At 74.7% G+C, this 18,124-nt stretch carries 16 protein-coding genes and 1 pseudogene; 4 read left to right on the top strand and 13 right to left on the bottom strand.

Annotation, left to right across the window (positions count from 1 at the left end; all coding sequences use genetic code 11):
* The coding region (locus tag ACFW1A_RS25140; protein WP_380411993.1) for a hypothetical protein at positions 1–333 on the top strand (333 nt) is incomplete at its 5' end.
* Positions 334–486: 153 nt separating this feature from the next.
* Here ACFW1A_RS25140 and tyrS read toward each other — a convergent pair.
* A complete protein-coding gene (gene tyrS, locus ACFW1A_RS25135; RefSeq protein WP_380411995.1) occupies positions 487–1,752 on the bottom strand; it encodes a tyrosine--tRNA ligase in 1,266 nt (421 codons plus the stop codon).
* 108 nt (positions 1,753–1,860) lie between these two features.
* A complete protein-coding gene (locus ACFW1A_RS25130; protein ID WP_380411991.1) occupies positions 1,861–2,496 on the bottom strand; it encodes a DNA-3-methyladenine glycosylase in 636 nt (211 codons plus the stop codon).
* 128 nt (positions 2,497–2,624) lie between these two features.
* Between ACFW1A_RS25130 and ACFW1A_RS25125 the strand changes: the two genes are divergently transcribed.
* Positions 2,625–3,140, top strand: a complete 516-nt coding sequence (locus ACFW1A_RS25125) for an HNH endonuclease (protein ID WP_380411989.1) — start codon at positions 2,625–2,627, stop codon at positions 3,138–3,140.
* A 13-nt stretch (positions 3,141–3,153) separates the two neighbouring features.
* On the opposite strand, the gene ACFW1A_RS25120 is transcribed toward ACFW1A_RS25125, so the two are convergent.
* From ACFW1A_RS25120 to ACFW1A_RS25095, 6 genes are all read right to left on the bottom strand, one after another.
* Positions 3,154–4,941, bottom strand: coding sequence for a PQQ-binding-like beta-propeller repeat protein (locus ACFW1A_RS25120; RefSeq protein WP_380411986.1), 1,788 nt, complete (start codon positions 4,939–4,941; stop codon positions 3,154–3,156).
* A gap of 78 nt (positions 4,942–5,019) precedes the next feature.
* Complete coding sequence (locus tag ACFW1A_RS25115; RefSeq protein WP_380411983.1) at positions 5,020–5,316, bottom strand: 4a-hydroxytetrahydrobiopterin dehydratase; 297 nt, start codon at positions 5,314–5,316, stop codon at positions 5,020–5,022.
* A 42-nt stretch (positions 5,317–5,358) separates the two neighbouring features.
* Positions 5,359–6,117, bottom strand: coding sequence for a sulfite exporter TauE/SafE family protein (locus ACFW1A_RS25110; protein ID WP_380411981.1), 759 nt, complete (start codon positions 6,115–6,117; stop codon positions 5,359–5,361).
* Between the two features lie 132 nt (positions 6,118–6,249).
* Positions 6,250–7,302: an SPFH domain-containing protein gene (locus ACFW1A_RS25105; protein WP_380411978.1), complete on the bottom strand. Its 1,053-nt coding sequence runs from the start codon at positions 7,300–7,302 to the stop codon at positions 6,250–6,252.
* A gap of 63 nt (positions 7,303–7,365) precedes the next feature.
* Complete coding sequence (locus ACFW1A_RS25100; protein WP_380411976.1) at positions 7,366–7,788, bottom strand: NfeD family protein; 423 nt, start codon at positions 7,786–7,788, stop codon at positions 7,366–7,368.
* Between the two features lie 99 nt (positions 7,789–7,887).
* Positions 7,888–8,679 carry an ABC transporter ATP-binding protein gene (locus ACFW1A_RS25095; protein WP_380411973.1) on the bottom strand — a complete coding sequence of 264 codons (792 nt, stop codon included), beginning with the start codon at positions 8,677–8,679 and terminating at the stop codon, positions 7,888–7,890.
* Between the two features lie 169 nt (positions 8,680–8,848).
* Between ACFW1A_RS25095 and ACFW1A_RS25090 the strand changes: the two genes are divergently transcribed.
* On the top strand, positions 8,849–9,667 hold the full coding sequence (locus ACFW1A_RS25090) for a hypothetical protein (RefSeq protein ID WP_380411970.1): 819 nt from the start codon (positions 8,849–8,851) through the stop codon (positions 9,665–9,667).
* Here the strand turns inward: ACFW1A_RS25090 and ACFW1A_RS25085 are convergent.
* The 3 genes from ACFW1A_RS25085 to ACFW1A_RS25075 are packed head-to-tail and all read right to left on the bottom strand — an operon-like array spanning position 9,664 to position 14,173.
* Positions 9,664–10,314 carry a response regulator gene (locus ACFW1A_RS25085; protein ID WP_380411968.1) on the bottom strand — a complete coding sequence of 217 codons (651 nt, stop codon included), beginning with the start codon at positions 10,312–10,314 and terminating at the stop codon, positions 9,664–9,666. The two genes, ACFW1A_RS25090 and ACFW1A_RS25085, sit on opposite strands and share 4 nt — an antisense overlap.
* On the bottom strand, positions 10,307–11,446 hold the full coding sequence (locus tag ACFW1A_RS25080; protein ID WP_380411965.1) for a GAF domain-containing sensor histidine kinase: 1,140 nt from the start codon (positions 11,444–11,446) through the stop codon (positions 10,307–10,309). The genes ACFW1A_RS25085 and ACFW1A_RS25080 overlap by 8 nt, the downstream gene beginning before the upstream one ends.
* Before the next feature lie 48 nt (positions 11,447–11,494).
* The gene (locus tag ACFW1A_RS25075; RefSeq protein ID WP_380411963.1) at positions 11,495–14,173 is read right to left on the bottom strand and encodes a BTAD domain-containing putative transcriptional regulator; all 2,679 of its coding nucleotides are present in this window, start codon (positions 14,171–14,173) and stop codon (positions 11,495–11,497) included.
* A gap of 172 nt (positions 14,174–14,345) precedes the next feature.
* On the opposite strand from ACFW1A_RS25075, the gene ACFW1A_RS25070 reads away from it, so the two are divergent.
* Complete coding sequence (locus tag ACFW1A_RS25070; RefSeq protein ID WP_380411961.1) at positions 14,346–17,150, top strand: BTAD domain-containing putative transcriptional regulator; 2,805 nt, start codon at positions 14,346–14,348, stop codon at positions 17,148–17,150.
* Positions 17,151–17,153: 3 nt separating this feature from the next.
* On the opposite strand, the gene ACFW1A_RS25065 is transcribed toward ACFW1A_RS25070, so the two are convergent.
* Both ACFW1A_RS25065 and ACFW1A_RS25060 read right to left on the bottom strand, forming a co-directional pair.
* The gene (locus ACFW1A_RS25065) at positions 17,154–17,711 is read right to left on the bottom strand and encodes a sigma-70 family RNA polymerase sigma factor (protein WP_380411958.1); all 558 of its coding nucleotides are present in this window, start codon (positions 17,709–17,711) and stop codon (positions 17,154–17,156) included.
* Positions 17,712–17,902: 191 nt separating this feature from the next.
* A pseudogene (locus tag ACFW1A_RS25060) lies at positions 17,903–18,124 on the bottom strand (hypothetical protein); the annotation flags it as partial.

Genomic DNA, 18,124 nt, shown 5'->3' with positions numbered 1-18,124 from the left:
TTGACTTTTGGCACGCTGTTGAGTTCTCAAGGAACGGACGCTTCCTTCGAGTTGATTTCTCAACCCTCCGGGCTTCGTTCTTTCGTGTTTCCAGCGTATCAGATCCGGCGTACTGCCTTTTCCGACTTCCGGCGCTGGTCCGGGCCGCTTTTCTGCTTTCGCGGCGACCGCCACTCTACCGTATTTCCGGACCAGGTCCGGACCATGCTGAATCCGAGAGGAATAAGCGAGGCTGGTAAATCAGTAAATGTGATGGTCGCTCCGCTCGGGTTCCGGGCTCTCCTTGCGGCGGCCCTGCTGCCCGTGCGGTTCAGGCGACTCGGTCAACAGTAGGCCAGGTCACCGGGCACGTCAAACACGGCGGGGCCAGATCTGTCCAGATCTGGCCCCTGAGGGGTGTTCTCGCAGCTCACTGCCCGTGCGATTCAAGACACCTGACGAACTCTCAGGGTCCGGTGGAGTGAATCGGCATCAGTTCCCGAAGCGTCAGGCGCTGACCAGCTCCACCGCGGCCAGGTTCCGCTTGCCGCGGCGCAGCACCAGCCACCGGCCGTGCAGCAGGTCGGACTCGGTCGGGACCGCGTCCTCGTCCGCGACCTTGGCGTTGTTCAGGTAGGCGCCGCCCTCCTTGAGGGTGCGGCGGGCGGCCGAGCGGCTCGGGGCCAGACCGACGGCGACCAGCAGGTCGGCCATCGGGGCCAGCTCCGTGACCTCGGCCCGCGGCACCTCGGCCAGGGCCGAGGCCAGCGTGGCCGGCTCCAGCTCGGTCAGTTCGCCCTGGCCGAACAGCGCCTTGGAAGCGGCGACCGCGCGCTCGTACTGCTCGGCGCCGTGCACCATCGTGGTCAGCTCCTCCGCCAGCGCGCGCTGGGCGAGGCGGGCCTGCGGGCGCTCGGCAGTCTCCCGCTCGAGCTCCTCGATCTCCTCCTTGGAGCGGAACGAGAAGATCCGCAGGAAGGTGGCCACGTCACGGTCGTCGGCGTTCAGCCAGAACTGGTAGAACGCGTACGGCGTGGTCAGCTCGGGATCGAGCCAGACGGTGCCGGACTCGGTCTTGCCGAACTTGGTGCCGTCGGCCTTCACGATCAGCGGGGTGGCCAGGGCGTGCACCGAAGTGCCCTCGGCCTTGCGGATCAGGTCGGTGCCGGCGGTGAGGTTGCCCCACTGGTCGCTGCCACCGGTCTGCAGGGTGCAGCCGTAGCGGCGGTTCAGCTCCAGGAAGTCCATGCCCTGCAGGATCTGGTAGCTGAACTCGGTGTAGCTGATGCCTGCGTCGGAGTTGAGCCGACGGGCCACCGCCTCCTTGGCGATCATGTTGTTGACCCGGAAGAACTTGCCGATGTCGCGCAGCAGGTTGATCGCGGACAGCTCGGCGGTCCAGTCCAGGTTGTTGACCATGCGGGCCGCGAACGGTCCGTCGAAGTCCAGGAACTTCTCGATCTGGCCGCGCAGCCGCAGCACCCAGGCGGCCACCGTCTCGGGGTCGTTGAGCACCCGCTCGGCGGTGGGCTTGGGGTCGCCGATCAGACCCGTGGCGCCGCCGACCAGGCCCAGCGGCAGGTTCCCCGCCTGCTGGATCCGGCGCATCGTGAGGATCTGCACCAGGTTGCCCAGGTGCAGGCTCGGCGCGGTCGGGTCGAAGCCGCAATAGAACGTGACCGGGCCGTCCGCGAACGCCTTGCGCAATGCGTCCTCGTCCGTGGAGAGGGCGATCAGCCCGCGCCACGTCAGCTCGTCGACGATGTCCGTCACGGTCACGGTTCTCCTTGATCGGGTCGGGGCGCCCGGCGGCGGACCGACTGTCTCTGCCGGATGGTGGGTCCAGCCTGTCCGAGGGTACGCGCTCCGCGCCAGCGTGTTTTATCTGCCCGCCGGGCGGCGGCGCGCGGTGTGCGCGCGGTACGGGCTGACCGTGGGGTCGCCGTCGATCCAGAACCGCCAGGGCGTGTCGGCGGCGGCGGACACCCCGGTCCGCGGGCCGCTGCGGACCTGCGCGGGCGGCGGCGGGCTGCCGGGCAACAGGCGGAAGACCGGGCCGGCCACCACGTCCTCGCCGTCCTGGGTCCGGTCCACGCCGAGGGCCAGGGCCAGGCGGGCCGGGCCCTGCGCCAGGTCCTGGTCGCGGCGGCTGGTGCTGCGCCGGCGGCGGGCCGGATCGACGCCCTCGATCACCCGGCCGGCCCTCAGCAGCACCCCGCCGGGGTGGTCCGCGGGGCCGCAGACCAGGTTGAGGCAGAAGTGCATGCCGTAGGTGAAGTACACGTACGCGTGGCCGGGCGGGCCGAACATCACCGCGTTGCGGGCGGTGCGCCCCCGGTAGGCGTGCGAGGCGGGGTCGTCGGGACCCGCGTAGGCCTCCACCTCGGTGAGGCGCAGCTCGACCGTGCCGCTCGGCAGGGTGCAGCGCAGCAGCCGACCGAGCAGGTCGGGAGCGACCGCGACGGGCGGGCGGTCGAAGAAGGCGCGGTCCAGCGCGGCGGCGGGTTCCTCGGTCACGCGGCGAGCGTAGCCCCGGCCGCCGACACCGGGGTTGAGCGGCGGAAATTCCGTTGTCCGGCAAGCGGCTTGACGGCCACAGTGGTCAGGTCCGCCGGCGCGGCGGCGATGGCCTGGAGGTGCCCGGAATGCGCAACACGCTGGTGCTGAACGCGAGCTACGAACCGCTGTCCACGGTGTCACTGCAGCGAGCGGTGGTGCTGGTACTGCAGGACAAGGCCGTGGTCGAGCAGGCCCATCCGCTGCGCGTGATGCGGGCGACGGGCGTGGCGGTCCCGGTGCCCCGGGTGATCAGACTGCGCACCTACGTCCGGGTGCCGTTCCGACAACGGGCCCCGTGGTCGCGGCGGGGCGTCCTGGTGCGGGACCAGCACACCTGCGCCTACTGCGGCCGGCGGGCCACCACGGTGGACCACCTGGTGCCGAAGTCACGCGGTGGCGCGGACAGTTGGCTGAACACGGTGGCCGCCTGCGCGGAGGACAACCAGCGCAAGGCCGACCGGACGCCGGAGCAGGCCCAGATGGTCCTGCTGCGGCGTCCGTTCGAGCCCACGCCGGAGGCCTCGCTGCTGCTCGCGCTCGGCCTGCGGGCCGGTGAGGCCGGGGAGCTGGCCGACTGGCTGCGGCAGCCGGTCCCGGCCTGAGCGGCGGGCGCCGTCAGCCCTTGGCCTGGAAGGCGGTCGCGGTGCCGAAGTGCGTGGAGTGCTCCGGGACCGCGACCACCCGGCCGCCGCCGATCAGCACCCGCCCGGAGGTGAGCAGCGAGCCGGTGTCGCGCGGGAAGCCGCCGCCGATGCTCTCCTGACCGTTCGTCAGGGCGAACCGGCTCAGGTGGGCGGGCTGGTTGACCCGCTCCTCGGTGGCCAGCACCAGCGCGCCGCCGTCCAGCGCGACGGCCCGCACGCTGCCCTTGTCGCTCACCGGGGAGCGCCACAGCGCCTTGCCGCCGGCCAGGTCGAAGGCGGCGGCCGTGGTGCTGCCGTCGGTGCCGGTCAGCGTGGCGATCATGCTGTGGTCCTGGAAGAAGACGCTCGGCACCGGGTCGAAGCTGCCGTGCGAGACGTCCAGTTGGGCGCCGCCGTCCTGTACCACCGGCAGGCTGCCGGCCGGGTCGCCGTTGGCGGCGTAGCCGAGCACCTTGGCGTCGGTGGGCTGGTCGCCGGTGGTGAGCACGGCGGCCGGCTCGGCGGAGAGCACCGTGACCGTCTTGGGCTGGCCGTCCAGGCCCTTGGCCCAGAGCACCTTGCCGTCCGCGGCGCCGAGGGCGACCACCTGGTTGCCGGGGTTGCTGTCGGCGCAGTTGCTGTCCAGCAGCACGGTGGCGCCGGCGGCGCCGCCGGTGAGCGTGCAGAACTTGCCCTGGCCGCCGTACTGCCAGGCGTCCTTGCCGTCGGCGCCGGCCCAGGCCTGGACCTTGTCGTCGCCGACCGCGATCACCTTGTCCGCGGTCACGGCGACGTGCGCCGCGTAGGCGTTGGTGGTGTCGGAGAGCTTCTTGGTCCACGCGGTCTTGCCGGCCTTGGTGTCCACGGCGGCCAGCAGCGTGCACGGGCTCTTCGGGTCCGCCTGGGTGCGGAACAGCACCCCGCCGATGCCGGCCGCGTTGACCGTGGGCGACAGGCCGCAGGGCACCGCGCCCTGGGCCGGCGCGTCGATGCTCCAGCTGGGCTTGCCGTCGCTGAGCTGGTAGGCGTGCACCCCGGTGCTGTCCGCCCGGACCAGGGCGTCGGCGAGCAGCCAGCTGCCCACCAGGGTGTCGTCGGCGCCCTGCTGCGGAGCGGCGGCGGGCTGGGCGGCCCAGATCTTGTTGTGGGCCACCGCGAAGTTGGTGTCGCCGCTGGGCGTGCCGGTGGCGGCGGCGGGGTGGTCGGAGCCGCCGCTGGTGGCGACCACGCCGGCGGTGATCAGTACCGCCAGGGCGGCGACGCCGGCGCCGGCCCGGATCAGCAGGGCCCGCTTGTCGGGGGCGCCTTCGGTGTCGAGGACGCCCTGCGCGGCGGACTTGGCGGAGTCGCGGGCGCGGTCGAGCAGCGAGCTGCCGGCGGCCGACCTGGCCGCGCCGCGCCGCGAACGGGGCGCGGGGTCGGGGTCGGGGTCCGTCCCGGCGTCGGGCCCCGGCTCGGGGTCGGGCCCGGGGGTCCCGGCGGACTGTTCGGGGAACTCGGCGGCCGGGTGCGGCTCGGTGGCCGGCGCGGTCTGCTCGGCGCCGTGCTGCTCCGAGCCGTGCTGCTCGGGGCCGTACTGCTCCGGGACGGCCTGCGCGTAGGGGTCCGCGTACGGGCCGGGCTGGTACTGCTGCTCCTGGTAGCCCTGCTGGTACTCCCCCTGCCACTGCCAGGTCTGGTCCCCCGACTGCGGCGCCGGGCTCTGGTATGACTGCGGCGGTGGCTGCTGGTCGGTCCCGGGGTACCAGGAGTTCTGGTAGCCGTACCCGTCCTGAGTCATGCGTTCCCTTTGTCCCGACTGCGTCTGGCAGCGGCCAGCATCTCACGCCGGTCGGGGCGGCCGGCCGGCTTCGACCGATCAGGCCTCGCGCAGCGCCCGGTCGATCCGGGCCGCGAGCTGCAGGTCGAGGCCGGTCAGGCCGCCCGCGCTGTGGGTGGAGAGGACGAAGGTGAGGGTCCGCCAGCGGATGTCGATGTCCGGGTGGTGGTCCAGCTCCTCGGCCGCCACGGCGACCACGTCCACCACCCGGATCGCGGTCGGGAAGTCGGCGGCCTCGGCGGTGCGGCGGATCGAGCCGCCCTCGCGCTGCCAGTCGGGCAGCGCGGCCAGGCCGGCGCCGATCTCGTCCTCGGTCAACAGCGTCCGCTTGCTCATGGCCGCCAGCTTAGGCGACCGGGGAGCGAAACTGACGGAGCCTCAGGCGACCAGCAGTTTGACCACGGCGATCAGGCCGACCACCACGATCAGGCCGCGCAGCGCGGTGGGCGGCAGCCGACGCCCGATCCGGGCCCCGAGCAGGCCGCCGAGCGCCGAGCCGACCGCGATCAACAGCGCCGCCAACCAGTCGATGTGCGCGGTGAACAGGAAGAAGACCGCCGCCACCGCGTTCACGATCAGTGCCAGCACGTTCTTGACGGCGTTCATCCGCTGCAGGTCGTCGCGGAGCAGCATGCCCATCAGGGCCAGCAGCAGCACGCCCTGGGCCGCGCCGAAGTAGCCGCCGTAGACCCCGGTGGCGAAGACCCCGGCGACCAGGCCCCAGCCGCCGTCGGGGTGGCCGGCCGAGCCGCCGCGGGCCGCCACGGCACGGGCCACCCGGGGCTGGATCACCACCAGCACCAGGGCGAGCAGGATCAGCGCCGGGACGATGGCGGCGAAGGCGGCGCCGGGCAGCGTGGTGAGCAGCACCGCGCCGAGCAGGCCGCCGAGCAGCGAGGCGGTGCCCAGCCGGACCAGCCGGCCGCGCTGGTCGGCCAGTTCCCGCCGGTAGCCGATCGCGCCGCTGACCGAACCGGGCACCAGGCCGAGCGTGTTCGACACGTTCGCCGTCACCGGCGGCAGCCCGATCGCCAGCAGGACCGGGAACGTGATCAGCGTTCCCGATCCCACGATGACGTTGATGGTGCCCGCACCGGCGCCGGCGGCGAAGACCGCCAGCCCTTCCCAAGGAGTCATCGACCCGTCCCTACGTCTCGCGTGTCCACCCCCGCCGGTTGCGGGTGGCGGCACCAGCGATCATTCCGGACGACGCTGCTTACGCCCAGCGCTTTCCAGGATGAGAGACGTGGTCCGCATCGGTGATCCGGCTCACTCCGGGTCGATCTGCGGGTACTCCCGGGTCGGGTTGACCCGGGGGCGGGCCGCGCCCTTCTCGTCGGTGTCCACCGGTCGCGGGCCGCCCGCGGCGCCGACCGGGCGGGCGCCGCCGCCGTCGGCCGGCACCTGCTTGGGCAGGTCGGCGGCGGTGACGCTCGGGCCGCCGCCCTGGCCGGTCAGGCCGCCGAAGGCGCCGCCCAGGCCCTTGAGCGCGTCGCCCACCTCGCTGGGGATGATCCACAGCTTGTTGGCGTCGCCCTTGGCCAGCTCGGGCAGGGTCTGCAGGTACTGGTAGGCGAGCAGCTTCTGGTCCGCGTCGCCGTCGTGGATCGCCTCGAAGACGGTGCGGATCGCGGCCGCCTCACCGTCGGCGCGCAGCACCGCGGCCTGCGCCTCGCCCTCGGCGCTGAGCACGGCGGCCTGCTTCTCGCCCTCGGCGCGCAGGATCGCCGCCTGCCGCTGGCCCTCGGCGGTGAGCACCGCGGCGCGCTTGTCCCGCTCGGCGCGCATCTGCTTCTCCATCGAGTCCTGGATGGAGGTCGGCGGCTCGATCGCCTTCAGCTCCACCCGGTTGACCCGGATGCCCCAGCGGCCGGTGGCCTCGTCCAGCACCCCGCGCAGACCGGCGTTGATCACCTCGCGGGAGGTCAGCGTGGACTCCAGGTCCATCGAGCCGATGATGTTGCGCAGCGTGGTGACGGTGAGCTGCTCGATGGCCTGGATGAAGCTGGCCACCTCGTAGGTCGCGGCCCGCGCGTCGGTCACCTGGTAGTAGATGACGGTGTCGATGTTGACCACCAGGTTGTCCTGGGTGATCACCGGCTGCGGCGGGAAGGGGACCACCTGCTCGCGCAGGTCGATCCGGTTGCGGATGGTGTCCACGAAGGGCACCACGATGTTCAGGCCGGCATTGAGCGTGCGGGTGTAGCGGCCGAACCGCTCCACGATCGCCGCGCTGCCCTGCGGGATCACCTGGATCGTCCGGATCAGTGCGACGAGCGCCAGCACGACCAGAATGATCAGCACGATGAGGACGGGTTCCACGGTGTCTCCCCTGGACAACTCGGACGCTGGGACAACTCGTAAGGTGTGCGACCGGCCTGACGGCTAGTCGACCAGAGCGGTGGCGCCCTGGATTTCGACGACATCCACTTGCTGGCCCGGTTCGTAGACGTGGTCCGGGTGCAGTGCGCGGGCCGACCAGATCTCGCCGTTGAGCTTGATCCGGCCGCCGTGCTCGTCCACCCGTTCCTGCACCAGGGCCCGGGAGCCCGGTAGTGCGTCGATGCCCATCCGGACCTGCGGTCCCTTGCGCAACTGCCGGTAGGCCAGCGGGCGCACCACCGCCAGCATGGCGATCGAGACCACCAGGAAGACGACGAACTGCCAGACCACGCCCGCCCCCAGCCCGGCCGTGATCGAGGCACCGACCGCGCCGACCGCGAACAGCCCGAACTCCGGCAGCGCGGTGGCCACCAGCGGTACGCCAAGACCCACGGCGAGCAGGAGCCACCACAACCAGCTGTCCACAGATCCATCCTAGGGAGGAAACGACATCCGGTGTGGTGGGTTCCCGCAGGTCGACGGCTGGAAACCGGTCAACTGTGCGCGCCGGTGCGCACGGAGCGGTCAGCCGAGCGGCAGACCCTGGGCCGACCAGCGGTCACCGTGCCGTTCCAGGGTGAGCGGCAGGCCGAAGCAGAGCGAAAGGTTGCGCGCGGTCAGTTCGGTGTCGATCGGTCCGGCGGTGAGCACCTTGCCCTGACGGATCATCAGCACGTGGGTGAAGCCGGGGGCGATCTCCTCCACGTGGTGGGTGACCATGGCCATCGCCGGCGCGTACCGGTCCTGGGCCAGCGCGCCGAGCCGGCGCACCAGGTCCTCGCGGCCGCCCAGGTCCAGGCCGGCGGCCGGCTCGTCGAGCAGCAGCAGCTCGGGGTCGGTCATCAGGGCGCGGGAGATCAGGGTGCGCTTGCGCTCGCCCTCGGACAGCGTGCCGAAGGCGCGGTCCTCGTAGCCGCCCATGCCGAGCCGGTCCAGCAGCAGCAGGGCGCGCGAGGTGTCGGTGGTCTCGTAGGTCTCCTGCCAGGTGGCGGTCATCCCGTACGCGGCGGTCAGCACGGTCTGCAGCACGGTCTGCTCGCGCGGGATCCGGTCCAGCAGGGAGACGCCGGCCAGGCCGATCCGCTGGCGCAGCTCGAAGACGTCCACCTCGCCGAGCTTCTCCCCGAGCACCGCCACCTGGCCGCTGGTCGGGTGCAGGTAGCTCGCGGCCACCTGGAGCAGGGTGGTCTTGCCGGCGCCGTTCGGTCCGAGGATGACCCAGCGCTCGCCCTCGGCCACCGACCAGGAGACCTGGTTGATCAGCGCGCGCCCATCGCGGACAACGGAAACGTCAACCAGCTCCAGCACGTCGCTCATGCCTACGCTTCTCCCAATCCAGTGCAGCTACTCGAGCAGTTCTCGGCCGTCGGTGCGGGCGGGCAGCCTACCTCGGGAGCCTCGTGGGCGGTCGGGGAGCAGCGTGCGCGCACAGCATCAGGCCAAACCTACGCCACGCGGGTGGCCGCCTTGTCCGTAGGCTGGCGGGATGCCGCTGACTCCTGCCGCCTCCCCCGCCGCCGACCCGTTCGCCGAGCCCCGTTCCGCCCGCCTGACCGCCTGGGGCAACTCCCTGTTGGCCGGATTCGCCCCGCCGGACCAGGTGGCCGAGGAGATCGTGGCCGCGGACGAGCCGCACCGGGTGGTCGGGCTGCCCGGGGACGCCGCGGGCGAGCAGCACGGCTGGAGCTGGGCGCTGGGGCGGCTGCGGGTGCTCGGGGTGCGGGGGCTGCGGCTGGCGCTGCCCTCGGACGGGCACCCGCTGGGGCTGACCGGGCCGGCCGGCTTCAACGCGTCGGCGCTGACGGCCGGCGAGGCCGTGCTGGCGGTCGGCGTGCCGATCGGCTTCGTGCCCGAGGTCGAGGTGTACGGGCCGCCCGGGGACCAGTCGGCCACCGTGGTCTGGCACTGCGCCGGGGTGCGCGAGGCGCCGCCGGCCGACGTGCCCTCGCTGCACGAGGCGGAGCGCGAGCTGGCGGAGAGCCTGCGCGAGGCGACGGTGCTGCTCTCCCGGCTGGACGTGGCCGGGGCCGGCCCGCAGGCGCTGCGCGCCCTGGAGCAGTACCGCAAGCGGCCGCACAGCCGGCTGCTGGCCCCGGGCTACCCGCCGCGGGCGGTGCGGGTGCTGGAGTCGGCCCGGCAGGTCGCGGCGCTGCTGGCCATCGCCGCCGAGGGGCACGGCGCGGCGGTCAGCGCGGGCGAGATGGCCGCCCGCAGCGCGGTGCTGACCCCCTTGCGGCGCACCGCCCGGCGGGCCCAGGTGGCGGCCTACAACGCGCTGGTGGACGAGCGGGAGGCGCGCGACTAGGCGGAGCCGTGCCGGACGGCCCAGAGGGCGGCCTGGGTGCGGTCGGCCAGGTCCAGCTTCATCAGGATGTTGGAGACGTGGGTCTTCACCGTCTTCTCGGAGAGGTTGAGCGCGCGGGCGATCTCCCGGTTGGACTGGCCGTCGGCGATGTGGCCGAGCACCTCGCGCTCACGCTCCGTCAGGGTGCCGCCGCGGCCCTGCGGGACCCGCGGCGAGTCGTCGGCCAGCAGCGCCCCGGCCAGCTCCGGCTGGAGCAGCACGTGGCCGGCGTGCACCGAGCGGATCGCCCCGGCCAGCGCCTCCGGGTCCACGTCCTTGTAGACGTAGCCGGCCGCGCCGGCCCGCAGCGCGGGGACCACGGTGCGGTGCTCGGTGAAGCTGGTGACGATCAGCACCCGGGCCGGGTTGCCCTCCTCCTTGAGCCGGCGCAGCGCCTCGATGCCGTCCACCCCCGGCATCTTGAGGTCCATCAGCACCACGTGCGGGCCCAGCTCCCGGGCTTTGGCCACGCCCTCGGCGCCGTCGGCCGCCTCGCCGACCACCTCGATGTCGTCCTGCACCTCCAGGAAGGTGCGCAGGCCGCGGCGGACCACCTGGTGGTCGTCGACCAGCAGCACGCGGATGGGTTCTGCCGTCCCGTCAGGCACCGGGGACCTCCAGTTCGACGACGGTCCCTCGGCCGGGCGCCGAGGTCAGGGTGAGGTGGCCGCCCACGGTCTGGGCGCGGTCGCGCATCGAGACCAGGCCCAGGTGCCGGCCGGCCCGGCGCACCGACTCCGGGTCGAAGCCCCGGCCGTCGTCGGTGACGCGCAGCAGGGCGCCGCGGTTGCGGGTGCCGCGCAGCGTCACCTCGACCCGGCGGGCCCCGGCGTGCCGCAGCGCGTTGTGCAGCGCCTCCTGCGCTATCCGCAGCACGGCCGCCTCCTGGGCCGGGGGCAGGGTGCGCACCCCGCCGTCCTCGTCGAAGAGCACGGTGGCGGTGTGCGCCCGGTCCAGCACCTGGACCTGGGAGGCGAGGGTGGCGACCAGGCCGTCCTCGTCGAGGGCGGCCGGGCGCAGCTCGATCACCACCGCGCGCAGCTCGTCGGCGGCCTCGGCGGCGAGCCGGGCCACCTCCTGCATCTCCCGCCGGGCCCGGGCCGGGTCCCGGTCGACCAGGGTGGCGGCCGCCTTCGCGGTCAGCCGCAGGCTGAACAGCTTCTGCGAGACGGCGTCGTGCAGGTCGTGGGCGATCCGGGCCCGTTCGCCGGCCAGGGTCAGCTCGCGGCTGCGCTCGTAGAGGTTCGCGTTGGCCAGCGCGATCGAGGCGTGCGCCGCCAGGATCCGCAGCAGCCGCTCGTCCCGGTCGGTGAAGCCGCCGTCCTTGTTGGCCAGGAAGATCGCGCCGAGGATCTCCTCGCCGTCCAGGATCGGCATGCCGAGGAAGTCCTTGAGCTCGGGGTGCGCCTCCGGCCAGCCCTCGAAGGCGGGGGCCCGGCGGACGTCGGCGAGCCGGGTGGGGGTGAGCTCGTGCAGCATGGTGGCCAGCACGCCGTGCTGGCGGGGCAGCGGGCCGATCGCCCGCCACTGCTCGTCGGTCACCCCGTCCACCACGAACTGGGCGAAGCCGCCGTGGTCGTCCGGCACCCCGAGCGCGGCGTACTGCGCGCCCAGCAGGCTGCGCGCCGAGGCGGTGATCCGCCGCAGCACCTCCCGCACCTCCAGGTGCCCGCTCATCGCGAGCACCGCGTCGCTCACGGCTTCGAGGCCGTCCAGCGCCTCGCCGTCGATCTTCCCCATGGGGTGAACGGTAGCGCGCGGAAAGCGGCCCGGCCTGGGGCGAAGGGCCTAGGTCCCCGGAACGGGGGCCGGGTCGGGGGCGCGGCCGAGGGCGCGCAGCACGGTGCTGATGAAGTCCCGGGAGTGGGCCTCGATCCGCAGGTTGCCCTGGGACTGGCCCAGCGTCAGCGCGTGCCGGGCGGTGGCCAGCGCGGCGTGGTGCCGGCCGAGCGCGTGCAGCGCCTCGGCCCGGGTCTGGGTGGCGGTGATCAGCCGCGGGTCGTCGGGGTGCCCGGCGAGCAGCCCGACCGCCTCGGTGGCGTGCGCCAGCGCGGCCGTCGGGCTGCCGGCCAGCACCTGGGCGTTGGCCAGGTTGTTCAGCGACTGGGCGAGCATCCGCAGGTCGGTGAGGCTGCGGGAGTGCGCCACGATCCCGGTCATCAGCGGGATCGCCCGGCCGTACTCGCCCGCCCGCACCAGCGCGTTGGCCAGCCGGGTGCGGCACTGGTGGCCGAGCACCTGGTCGCCGAGCCGGTCGGCCAGCGCGATCGCCTGCTCCAGGTGGTCCACGGCGGCGGCGAACTCGCCCTCCTCGGTGAGCACCACGGCGAGGTCGGCGTGCATCCGGACCAGTGCGTCGGGGTCCGCGCAGCCCTGCGCGGCCCGCAGGCCGGTCTGCGCGGTCTGCCGCCACTCGCGCCGGCTGCGGTTCTCGTTGTAGTAGAGCACGCAGGCCTGGTGGGCCAGCTGCCAGGCGAGTTCGGGGCGCCCGTAGTGCTCGGCGGCGACCACCACGCCGCGCACCGCGCGCTCCTCGCGGCGGAACCAGGCCACCGCCTCGCCCGGGGTGCCCAGCCGGGCCGGCTGCTCGGCGGCCGGCGGCGGGTCGCCGGGGAGCACGCTGCGGGTGCGCAGGCCCGCGCAGGCGGCGGCGGTCGCGGCCAGGTAGTGGCCGATCATCCGGTCCATCGCCGACTCGCGCTCGGCGCAGGTGAGTTCGGCGGCCAGCTGGGCACCGTACAGCCGCACCAGGTCGTGCCGGGCGAACAGGCCGGGGGCGGTCTCCTCGACCAGGTGGGCGGCGTCCAGCCGGGCCAGCAGGGCGCGGGCCTCGGCCGGGGCGACGTCGGCCAGCACGGCGGCGGTCGGCGGGTCGACCACCGCGCCCGGGTGCAGCCCCAGGTAGGTGAAGAGCTGGGCGGCCCGGGCCGGCAGGGCGCGGCAGGTGAGCTGGAGCGCGGCCGCCACGCCGAGCTGGCCGGGCCCGGTGGTGGTCAGCGCCGCCAGCCGGGACTGCTCGTCCTGGATCTCGGCGGCCAGGTCGCGCAGCGCCCAGTCCGGGCGGGCCGCCAGCCGGGCGGCGGCCAGCCGCAGCGCCAGCGGCAGGTAGTCGCAGCGCTCGGCGATCTCGGCGGCGGCGTGCGGCTCGGCGGCCACCCGCTGCGGGGTGAGCACCCGGCCCAGCAGGTCCAGCGCCTCGCCGGGGGTGAGCACGCCCAGCGCGAGCGGCGCGGCGCCGTCGCGCACCAGCAGGTCGCCCAGCCGGTTGCGGCTGGTGACCACGGTGAGGGCGGCGCTGTCGGGGGCCGGCAGCAGCGGGGACAGCTGCTCGTAGTCGCGCACGTTGTCGAGCACCACGAGCACCTGACGGTCCGCCAGCAGCTCGCGGTAGCGCCGGGAGCGCTCCGCCAGGGCGCCGGGCAGCCGCTCGGCGGCGTCGCCGAGCGCGGTGAGCAGACCGGCCAGCACCTCGGCGGGGTCGCACGGCTCGGTCTCGTCGAAGCCGCGCAGGTCGGCGTGGAGCCGCCCGTCGGGGAACCGGTCGCCCTGCTGGTGGGCCCAGTGCAGCACCAGGCTGGTCTTGCCCACCCCGGCCGGGCCGGTGACCAGGATCGGGCTGCGGTCCTGGCCGGGCTGCAGGCTGCGCGCGGCGGTGGCCTCCAGCCAACCGAGCTCGCGGGCCCGGCCGGTGAAGCGGCGGGCCATCCGGGGCAGCTGGTGGGCGGGGACGGCGACCGGCGCCGCCGCCGGGCGCCGCTCCAGTCGGGCCGCGGCGGCGCGCAGCGCGGGCCCGGGCGCGGCGCCGAGCTCGACGGCCAGTGCCCCGGCGGTGCGCCGGTAGCAGTCCAGCGCCTCGGCACGGCGGCCGGCCTGGTCCAGGCAGCGGATCAGCTGGGCGGCCAGCGGCTCGCGGGTGGGCTGCTCCGCCAGGGCCCCGGTCAGCTCGGTCACCAGCTCGGCGCCGCGGCCGAGCAGGCAGAGCTGCTCGGCCAGCCGCTGCAGGGCCAGCAGCCGGACCTCGGCCGGCCGGGGCAGCGCGGCCGCCCGCAGCACCGCGGAGCCGCAGTCGGCCAGCACCGGGCCGCGGAACAGCGCCAGCGCCTGCCGGTACTGCGCCACCGCGGGCTCGCCCCGCAGCTGCGCGGCCTGCTCGCAGCGCCGCTCGAACTCCAGCAGGTCCACCTGGTCCGGATCGCCGGTCAACAGGTAGCCGGGCTCCCGGGTGCCCAGGGTCAGCCGCCCGTCCAGCAGCCGGCGCAGCGCGGCGACGTGCCCCTGCAGCGCGGCCCGGGCGGTGGGCGGCGGGTTGCCCTCCCAGACCGCGTGCAGCAGCTGCTCGGTGGGCACCACCCGGCCCAGCTCCAGGGCCAGGGCCGTCAGCAGTGCGCGCCGCTTGGGCGAGTTCGGGGTGACCGGCTCCCCCTGGTCGGTGTGCAGGCCGACCGGTCCGAGCAGTGTGATCCGCATCCGTGCCTCCCCCGGTCCGCTCGCCACCGATGGTAACGGCGCGCCCGTTCGGACGCGGAGAGCGCTCTGTCCAGCGTGGTTAGACTTCTGGTTCGCGCTGGACCGACCGGTGACCGGGAGCGCGGACCGAGGTACGGGGCGCGGGGCGCGGCAGGTACGCGTGGGGAGCGGGGTGGAAGACGGTGGGGAGCGGATGGAGATCCGGCTGCTCGGACCGGTAGAGCTGCGCGACGGGGACGGCGCGACGGTCGAGCTGGCCGGCGCGCAGCGGCGGGCGGTGCTCGCCCTGCTGGCGCTGCGGGCGGAGCGGGTGGTGCCGGTCGAGCGGTTCTTCGAGCTGCTCTGGGGCGAGGAGCCGCCGGCCCGGGCCCGGGCCGCGCTGCAGGGGCACGTCGCCGCGCTGCGCAAGGCGCTGGCCGACACCCCGTTCCAGCTGCTCACCCGGGCGCCCGGCTACCTGCTGACCGGAGGCGCCGAGCTGATCGACGTGCACCGCTTCCAGCGGTTGGCCGCCGGCACGGCCGGCAGCGCGGACGACGCCTGCGCGGTCGACGCGCTGGAGCGGGCGCTGGGCCTGTGGACCGGCGCCGCGCTGGCCGACCTGCCCGACACCGAGCTGCGCCGCTCGCTGGCCGACCAGTTGGAGGCCGCCCGCACCACGGTGCTGACCGACTGGGCCGAGCGGCGGCTGCGGCTGGGCAGCGGTGCGGTGGCGATCCCGGCGCTGGAGCAGAGCGTGCGCGCCGACGGGCTGCGCGAGGGCGTGGTGGCGCTGCTGATCCGCTGCCTGCACCAGGCCGGCCGGGTCTCCGACGCGCTGACGGTCTACCACCTGGCCCGCGAGCGGCTGGCCGCCGAGCTCGGGGTCACCCCGGGCGCGCTGCTGCAGGCCGCGCTGGCCCGGGCGCTGGAGCCGGCCGAGCCGGCGGCGCCGTCCGGGCCGGTCCCGGTAGAGGAGCCGCCCGCCCGCACCGACCGCCCGGTGCCCCGTCAGCTCCCGCGCCAGCCGGCCGGCTTCGTCGGCCGCACCGCCGAGTCCGGTTGGCTGGACCAGGAGTGCGGGCCCGAGCGCACCGGCGACGGCCTGGCCCTGGTGGTCGGCCCGGCCGGCGCCGGCAAGAGCGCCACGGTGGTCCGTTGGGCCCACCAGGCGGCCGCGGCCTTCCCGGACGGCCAGCTCTTCGTGGACCTGCGCGGCTTCGACCCGGCCGGACCGGTGGACCCGGTCGAGGTGCTGGGCGACTTCCTGCTGGCGCTGGGCGTGCCGGAGGCCGCCGTCCCGCAGGACGGTCCGGGCCGGGCCGCGCTCTACCACACCCGGACCGAGCGGCTGCGGCTGCTGGTGGTGCTGGACAACGCCCGCAGCGCCGAGCAGGTGGCGGACCTGCTGCCCGCCGGCCTGGGCTGCGCCACCGTGCTCACCAGCCGCAACAGCCTGGAGGACCTGGTGGTCACCGAGGGCGCCGCGCTGCTGCGGTTGACCGCGCTGTCGGAGGAGGACGCGCTCGCCCTGCTGGAGCGGGTGCTCACCCCCGAGCGGGTCCGCGCCGAGGAGGGGGCCGCCCGCCGGCTGGTGGCCTTCTGCGACCACCTGCCGCTGGCCCTGCGGATCGCCGCGTCCCGGCTGGCCGCCCGTCCGGGCTGGACCATCGCCGACCTGGTCAGCGAACTGTCCGACGAGCGCACCCGGCTGCTCACCCTGGACACCCACGGCGCGGTGAGCGTGCGGACCGCGCTGACCCTGACCTACCGTCACCTCTCCCGCGAGGCGGCCCGGCTGATCACCCTGCTGGCCGCCCACCCGGGCCGCGAGGTGGACGCCATGGCGGGCGCGGCGCTGCTCGGCGGCGACCTGGCCACCGCGCGGGCCGCGCTCGGCGAGCTGGCGGCCTACCACCTGCTGGCCGAGAGCACCCCGGGCCGGTACAGCCGGCACGACCTGATCCGGCTGTTCGGCGTCGAGCTGCTGGACGCCCAGCCCGCCGAGCTGCGCCGGCTGGCCACCGAGCGGTTGCTGGACTACTACCTGGCGGCGCTGCGGCACTGCGGCCGGTTCCTGGCCCCGGAGCTGGAGGAGCTCGGCCCGGTCGCCCACCCGCCGCAGGCGCTGCCGCAGCCGGCCGACACCCGGGGCGCGCTGGCCTGGTTCGGTGCCGAGGAGCCCACCGTCCGCGCCCTGACCACCGCGGCCGCCGCGCAGGACCCGGGCCGGGCCTGGCGGCTGGCGCTGGTGGCCAGCGGCCCGTACTACGGCGCCAGCCGGCTCACCGACTGGCTCAACTGCCTGCGCCCGGGACTGGCCGGCGCCGAGCTCACCGGGGACCCGGCCGCGGTCGCGGCGATCGAGACCATGCTGGCCAACGCGCTGATCGGGGTCGAGCGGCTGGCCGAGGCGGGCGAGCTGGCCCGCCGGGCGGTGGACCGCGGCGGCCCGGCGGACGGCTTCGGGTACGCCCGCGCGCTGGGCACGCTGGCGCTGGCCGACGCGCTGCAGGGCGACCTGGTCGGCGCCGGGGAACTGGCCGGGCGGGCCGTGGCGCTGGCCCGCGCGGGCGGTCGGCCGGAACAACTGGCCGCCATGCTCGGCTACGCCGCGGGCATCACGGTGCTGTCCGGCGCGGCGGCGGCCGGCCTGGACCAGGTGCGCGAGGCGCGCCGGCTGCTGGCCGGCCACCCGACCACCACCTTGCACGTGTGGGCGATGGTCACCGAGGCCCAGGCGCTGCAACTGCTGGGCGAGTTCGCGGCCGCCGAGCAGGGCTGGGAGCACCTGCTGGCGATCTGCCGGGAGACCGGGTTCCTGCACCTGCACGCGATCGCCGAGCAGTCCTACGCGGACTTCCTGCTGCGCCAGGGCCGGGAGGCGCAGGCCGCCGAGCACCTGCGCTCGGCGGTCGGCCTGAACCGGCTGTACGGGCACCTGGCCGAGACGGTCACCGAGCTGCTGACCCAGGTGGAGTGCCGGTCGGCCCGGTGAGCCTCAGGCCGCCGCCCCCCGCGCCGGGGCGTACTCGGGCTGCCCGGCCAGGAATGGGCGCAGCGCCCGGATCGCGTAGAAGTTGCGGGACTTGACGGTGCCCGGCGGCACCCCGAGGCGGGCGGCCGCCTCGACCACCGAGCGGTCCTTCAGGTGCAGCTCGACCAGCACCTCGCGGTGGTGCGGCTGCAGGTTCTCCAGCGCCACCGCGATGTCGCGCCCGGCCAGCACCGCCTCGTACGGGTCCTCGGCCAGCGGCCGGTCCTCCAGCGCGTCCCCGGCCACTTCCTGGGCCCGGGCGGCGGCCATCCGGAACTGGTCGATGGCGATCCGGCGGGCCACCGTGAACAGCCAGGGCCGGCTCTGCTCGACGCCCCGGGCGAAGGCCTCCGGGTGCTGCCAGGCGCGCAGCAGGGTCTCCTGCAGGATGTCCTCGGCCTTGCCGCGGTCGCCGTTGGTCACCCGCAGCAGGGCGCGCAGCAGGTAGCCGCCGTGCAACTGGTAGAGCTCGGCCAGGGTCTCCTGGTCCAGGGTCGGGCGGGCGACGGACTGGATGGTCACGCGATACCTCTTCGGTCCGGGCCGCGCTGCTCGGTGCGGGCCGTGTGGACGGCCGTGTGGGCGGCCGGCGCGAGGCCGGCTGGGGAGGCCCCGACCTCGCGCGCCCACCAACCTGCCGAAGTGCGCCAAGATTGCGCCAAGGACCGGCCAACGCCACCGCCAACGCGGGACCGGTCGGCGTTGGCGGGGCGTCAGGAGGCGGTGTTCAGGGCGTAGAGCAGGGCCTGCACGCCGTCCTCGCCCCTGCGGTCGATCAGTACCGCGACCCAGGCCGTCAGTTCGTCCCGTTCCCCGGCGCTCCAGCCGGCCGCCGAGGGGTGCTCGTCGACCACCAGTGCGCCCGCCAGCCGCAGCAGGTCCGGGTGCCGAGGGCGTTGTGGAGGTCGTTCCAGTGGCGGAGGACGGTGATGAGG

Source organism: Kitasatospora sp. NPDC058965, assembly GCF_042741245.1.
GTDB lineage: Bacteria > Actinomycetota > Actinomycetes > Streptomycetales > Streptomycetaceae > Kitasatospora.
The sequence above is the reverse complement of the archived record's forward strand: the minus strand, read 5'-3'. Positions and strand labels throughout refer to the sequence as shown.